Genomic DNA, 4,115 nt, shown 5'->3' with positions numbered 1-4,115 from the left:
TAAATATAATCTTTTCAATTTTCCTAACTTGAAAAGATTTGATGCCTTTTCACAATTCATATAGGATTGCTATAGTTAACTTCTCGTGGGGTATAGCCAATTTGTTCATAGTAGGGAATATGTATATCCAGATAGCCAACTTCAAAAAGGAGTATTTCTAATTCTTCCTTGGCTATAGGGTCGTTTTCGAGAAGTGATCTAAGACTGGCGACAATATCCGGTAGAGATTCACCTCGTTGTTGTCTAGCATCAAGGGATAGGTGCAGTAAAATCAGTGCGCCAGTGCCAGTATCATCTAGTTGTCGTTCGCTGGAAATCGTTAGTTTCTGATGCTGTTTTGCTGTCGTAGTTTTGACTTCAACAGCACAGTTTTGAAACTGGAAATCTTGTTGAGTTCCTTTTGCACCTGTCCAGCATTTGACTCCTTGGCGAGCTCCCAGTTGAGGAATAACAATCTGTCGCAGAAACCAGAGTTCACCATATAATCCTTGCTGTTCCGGTTGGCTCAGTCCTTCGGGGTTATGTTTTTCTAAGAATGCTTGCCATCGCCGCAGACGGGTAAAAAAAGCCCCTACAGCGTTTTGCTCATCCGCAATCGGGGCAATTGCATCAACAATATCCTGTACTAATGTTGTAAAGATATCGCTGTAACGCGAGTTAATAAGTACCAGTTGCAGGGTGAGGTGGGTATCATCATCTCCTTGCAGAGCTACACGCCTAACCTCAAAGCAGTTGGAATTCGGAAAAACAGCACCTTTCCCAATTGATTTGTGTTTCACCCGCATCATCATCAAACGTGCATTAGAAGGTTTTTCAATAGCGAGATAAACATCGTATGCAAGCTCTGGCAATAGGCGGCGGATGATATAGCCAGAAGGTATACTTGCAGTATCCTCATCCAGTATTTTCCAGGTATTTTGCACTGTCATGGCTGACCGAATTCCTGTTTCCAGTAAGGATTGTTAACCCTATATTCGACCATCTGGGCTGTCTTGCTATCGGGGAAACTCATCACAAAACCGATGACAGGAATTTCCGAATTTATTCCTTCTGGATCTAGTGGATAAATCAATAGTAAGCCGTTTCTTGGGGAACGCTTGGAACGCACAATTTTTGCATCTGGCGTATTACTAGAACTTGGTGGTTTACCAGCTTCCGCTCGCCGCTGATTGGTGAGATTGAGAATTTCGTCACGAGTTTCTCGGGAGAGATCGAGCCATTCATCGTTTGGACTCAAGAGACGAGAATTGCTGAGGCGATATTCCTGAGAAGATTCAGGCGAGGTATCCTTACGCAAAGTTAGTCCAACTTCATGGTCAACGAATCTCCAGGTATTTTTTGCTCGATTATTTGATATAAGAACAACAGTCCATAGGATGAGTTCATCGGCGGGGAGTTGAGCCTCGATGTATTTGACGAGGAGTGAAGTATTTGCCAACCTACAATTATCATGAGACTCATAACCTGACAGAAAATCAATAACTTTTTCAGCAGAAACCTGCTCCCAGATATAGTTATTCTTTTCTTGTCTGGTATGCGAGCCAAGTTTTCTCAGCAGTTCTTCAGTAACTTCAAGGTTTTGCTGGTTTTTCTTTTCATCCTTGTAGAAGATGGTAGTTTCACTAAGGCTTCTGGTGTAGGACAATTGCATGACAGTGCCTGTCTTCATCTTATTAACCCCAGTGATTAGCAGCCCCTGTGGGTGAGTGCGAACTTTTAGACCGAATTCATCAGGTGTCGCTCCGGCATCAGCCATATAGTCAAACTCCTGCCGGAGTTCCTCGCTGGCAACAGTGATATGTTCGTACCATTCAATTAGCTCATCAGTTGTATACAATCGGCAAAGGTCTAGATACCCCGGTCTGTACCCAAACCATCGACCCATCTGCATCAGGGTGTCGTACATCTTTGATGCTCGGAGATAATAGCTGACGCTCAGACCTTCCAAGGTTAGACCACGAGACAATTTATCACCGCCGATCGCAATAACGCTTAACCCTTTGTCTTTGTGTTCCCAGTAGTCTAGTACATCTTTGGCTGTGCCGTTAATTTTTTTAACCTGAATCTTAGAGGCGGCCCGGTGCAGCAAAGGTTTGACTTCTTCCCAAGAAACTGATTTTAGTTCTGGATCGGGTATGGATGAGATTATAGATGAAGTGGTTGGCACAAAGTCATCTTTCCATAACTTCTCAAATTCTTCCTCTAGCTTGCCTGGTGCGTTGCTGTCGCCATACCGCAGTCGTTTTTGTAGGGAAGTCAACTCGTCTTTGACTTGCTTTGCTACCTCGGATTGGACAGCCGTAAAACGGGCCACATGAACTAGCATTGAGTTGTGTTCGTTCTCCTGTCCTCGCACAATTCTTGCAGCGCAACAAAGAATAAACGCCCTAATTGCCTGCTTTAGAGACTGTGGAAGTTCACCCGGAACGTGATCTTTTTTGTGTTTTTCCGGCATCCATTCTTTTTGGTCGTCCACTGGTCTGATTATGGGCAAAGCTTCAGATGCTTCACGACCAATTGTCGGCTCCCTATCCAGTCCGAATACCTGCACTGGCCCGATGTAGTTTGACGGTGCAGGCAGGTTGATAATGAAACTACTTGGAAAGAGATCGTCTCCATATTCAGGATTTTTTTGAGTGGGCTCAGAGTAGATAAAGATGTTAGCAAATGGCGTGGCTGTGTAACCCACATAAGCACTTTTTTCAAAACTATGAAGCAGCCTCCTGATTAATCCATTGATTGCTGAGACATCATACTCTTCCTGAACTTGGCCATTTTCATCGAATAGTGGGGAATTTGTGTTGATCGAGGCATTGTCTGCCTCGTCATCAATGACGAGTAAGGGAACTCCTCTGACGATGCGTTTTGCTGATTTTTCATGTTTATCTCCATGACGCAAAGCCCAGTGTAGGAGATTTTTCAGTACAGTTGTATTCTTTTTAACAACAAACAATAATGGATTTCCAGCCCCTGCTGATACCCCAAACTGACCTGCTACTTTTTTACTAAAATCACCATTATTAGCACTGTTTGTAGCTGAATCAGCAATCAGCCTCTTTCCAAGAGGAATTTGCCCTACTCCAATGGAGGAACTCTCTTGAGTCGAAGCTCTATGTACTTGTGAGTCATATCCGAGAAAACCTTCGTCTAGACGCAGTTGTGTCTGGCTCCGCAAGCTGTCCTGCATACCAGCCAGCACAATAATCAGTTTGTATCCTGCATCAACCGCCTTGCAGATCAGACCAGTATAGTTTGCTGTTTTTCCAGACTGAACCTGTCCAACAACCATTCCTCTGCGATCCCAAGCTCCTGAACGCAAGGGGTTCTCTAGGCGTTCAAGAATAGAGTCAGTTAACTGGTCTAGACCACGGGTCGTCGCTGGTGCCCAGCCCTTGTCTTCCTCCAAATAAAGTACATAACGGTTCCAAAAATCCCAATTGACTTCACTGTTGCGGTCAGCCAACCAAGGGATGTGACCATCTTTAGGATTTTCTAGTACAGTACCTGGACCCATCCAGATGTTGAAAAGGCTTTCAAGTTCCCGGACGAGCTTTTCCTCATCTACCTCAACGGCACGGCCCTGTTCGCTACTTCTGGTAGACTCAACAGCGATTTTGACTTTTTCCTGAATAATTTTCCGGGTTGGTGTCTGTTCACCCTTCAAAAAAGCTTGAGCTACCAGACGAGCCCTATCGTAGTCGTTCATTCTAGATATTCTCCATGTGTCGGATCGATCGGGCTGGCTACCAGTTCTTCAAAGTGCTCGAAAGGCTCCATAGCAAGTAAGTGTTTATGAGGTTTGCTCTGTTACTCGGAGTATTCTTAAAATACTCCGGACAGTTTTTGGAACGAGACTACAAGCTTACGCGGGGCAAGGATCATAAATAAAGTCGAATTAAATGCCGCGTCAGGGGTGGAGCTGACATTGATTTAATTATCCACAGTGGCTCAAAGTCAAGCGAGAATAAGCCATTGGGCCATATAAAAACTGTCCGGACTATTGTTCTTATGAATCTGGCAATAACTTTTCCCCGTGTCATATATAGCAATTCCATTTGAGATGTAAATATGGATTTCTCTGGTAAAATAGGAAAGTTTGATAATAAATGAAAGGG

At 44.1% G+C, this 4,115-nt stretch carries 2 protein-coding genes; both read right to left on the bottom strand.

Features of this window, described 5'->3' with window-relative positions; all coding sequences use genetic code 11:
- Nucleotides 1-56: 56 nt before the first annotated feature.
- On the bottom strand, nt 57-929 hold the full coding sequence (locus tag QUA62_RS28940; RefSeq protein WP_333408243.1) for a PD-(D/E)XK motif protein: 873 nt from the start codon (nt 927-929) through the stop codon (nt 57-59).
- Nucleotides 926-3,706, bottom strand: coding sequence for a Z1 domain-containing protein (locus QUA62_RS28935; RefSeq protein ID WP_333408242.1), 2,781 nt, complete (start codon nt 3,704-3,706; stop codon nt 926-928). Before QUA62_RS28935 ends, QUA62_RS28940 begins: the two co-directional genes overlap by 4 nt.
- Nucleotides 3,707-4,115: the final 409 nt, after the last annotated feature.

Origin of the sequence: Microcoleus sp. MON1_C1 (assembly GCF_036701945.1) — a bacterium.
GTDB lineage: Bacteria > Cyanobacteriota > Cyanobacteriia > Cyanobacteriales > Microcoleaceae > Microcoleus.
The sequence above is the reverse complement of the archived record's forward strand: the minus strand, read 5'-3'. Positions and strand labels throughout refer to the sequence as shown.

What these genes read in the sequence shown, in the direction of transcription:
- QUA62_RS28940 (WP_333408243.1), bottom strand. Translation starts at nt 929, where the DNA reads ATGACAGTGCAAAATACCTGGAAAATACTGGATGAGGATACTGCAAGT.
- QUA62_RS28935 (WP_333408242.1), bottom strand. Translation starts at nt 3,706, where the DNA reads ATGAACGACTACGATAGGGCTCGTCTGGTAGCTCAAGCTTTTTTGAAG.